This is a genomic window from Ornithinibacter sp. (assembly GCF_035443565.1).
In the GTDB taxonomy this organism is placed as follows: domain Bacteria; phylum Actinomycetota; class Actinomycetes; order Actinomycetales; family Dermatophilaceae; genus Fodinibacter.
The window spans coordinates 1-1,660 of the sequence record NZ_DAORSO010000321.1 but is presented as its reverse complement, the minus strand read 5'-3'; the positions used below and the strand labels follow the sequence as shown (position 1 = coordinate 1,660).

Below are 1,660 nucleotides of genomic sequence, written 5' to 3'. Positions count from 1 at the left end.
ACGGCTCCCGCGGTCGTCCCCGTCGGGACCGTGCTGCGCGGCGGCAAGGACGCCGCGGGGGACGAGCGGCGCTACCGCACCCTGGACGCCCTCACGGCGCACGGGGCCACGGTGGCCGGGGTTCGGGTGCTCGTGCCCGGCGGGCCGGCCAGCGGCACCCCCGGGGTGGCGCTGGCCGCCCCTGACTTCCCGATCGCCCCGCCGACCACGGCGGAGGAGGCGCTGGTGGCGCCCCCGGCCGGGCACCGGCTGCGCATCCACTCGGGGGCGCTGGCCTTCTCGGCAGGTGACCTGTCGGTCGCGATCACCTTCGTGGGGGCGGGTGACGTGAGCGCCCTGCGCGCGGGCTCGTCGTGGCACTGGCCGCTGCTCGACGGGACGCTGTCGTCCGGCACCCTCGGCGGCGGCAGCGCCCCGGGTGTCGTCGAGGTCGCCCTGACCGGGGGCTGCGTCGACCCGGACGGGGGCGACCCGTGGATCGAGTGCGTCATCGACCCGCGCACCCCGGTCCCCGAGGGACTGCGTTTCACCGACGTGCAGGTGGCCGTGACCGCCCGCGCCGGGGTGGCACCGGATGCCGCGTTCGCGAACGACGGTCGGGTGGACCTCGCGAAGGAGTTCGAGCCGTTCCTCGCCACCGCCCGCGCGGGGGACGCCTTCTTCGTGCGCAGCGACGAGGCGTTCGCCAAGAGCCTTTCCACCCTCAGCATCACCGTCAACACCGCCGTCGCGGCCTCCGGCGGCGTGCCCTCGTGGGACCGTGTCATCCACCTGCTCGCCGAACAACCGACCCTGAAGGGCCTGCCTCGCCGGTACTCCACCGAACGGTCCGGCACCGAGGACGCCCCCGTGCGGGTGATGAAGAAGGCGTCGTCGGCCGGGGCGGCGCGGGCGAACTGGCTCGGCAGGATCGAGGTGGGTTTCGACGTCGGCGACCTGTGGGCCGACCCGGCCCCCGCGACCTCGGCCCGACTGGAGTGGCAGCGGCTCGCGGAGTCGGGGTGGCACGAGTTCGCGCACCGCTCGACCTTCGGCGGCGTGAGCAACGCCGTCGTCGGGGCCGGCGCCCCGGCATCCCTGCCGTCAGCCGTCGCAGGCCAGCCCGGCCACTACGTGCGCGCCTACCTCGCCTCGGGCGACTTCGGGTGGAGCGACTACCTCCAACAGGTGTCGTCGTTCGCGACCATCGCCGTGCGCACCCCCGACGCCGTGCCCGCGATGCCGACCGCTCCGGTCGCCGCGAAGTACCACCAGCTGACCCTGTCGTACACGACGACCCCGGTCGCGGCGACGCGCGTCGAGGCGTGGTCGGGGTGGCGGCACACCGTGCGCTCCTCCGGCGAGTTCACCCCGTTCCGGCGGGACGTCGACGCCCTCGGGCACACGTGCATGGTGGCCGTGGGGCTCGAGGTGCCCGAGTCGGTGACCGGGTCGACGCTCTCGATCCACCTCGTGCTCGACTCCGCGGCGCCGTGCGGCTCCACCGCCCCGCTCACCGCACACTGGCAGTGGTGGGACGGTGCCACGTGGCAGGCGCTCGCCGTCTCCGACGGCACCCACGGTCTGCGCGAGGCCGGGCTGGTGCGGTTCGTCGCCCCGCAGGGATGGGCGACGGGCTGCTCCGACGTCACGGCATCCAGTGGGCGCTGGATCCGGTTCG

General features: G+C 75.0%; 1 protein-coding gene. It reads left to right on the top strand.

Annotation, left to right across the window (positions count from 1 at the left end):
* Positions 1–1,660: hypothetical protein (locus PLL68_RS14880; RefSeq protein WP_324535423.1), on the top strand; the 1,660-nt coding region annotated here is incomplete at both ends.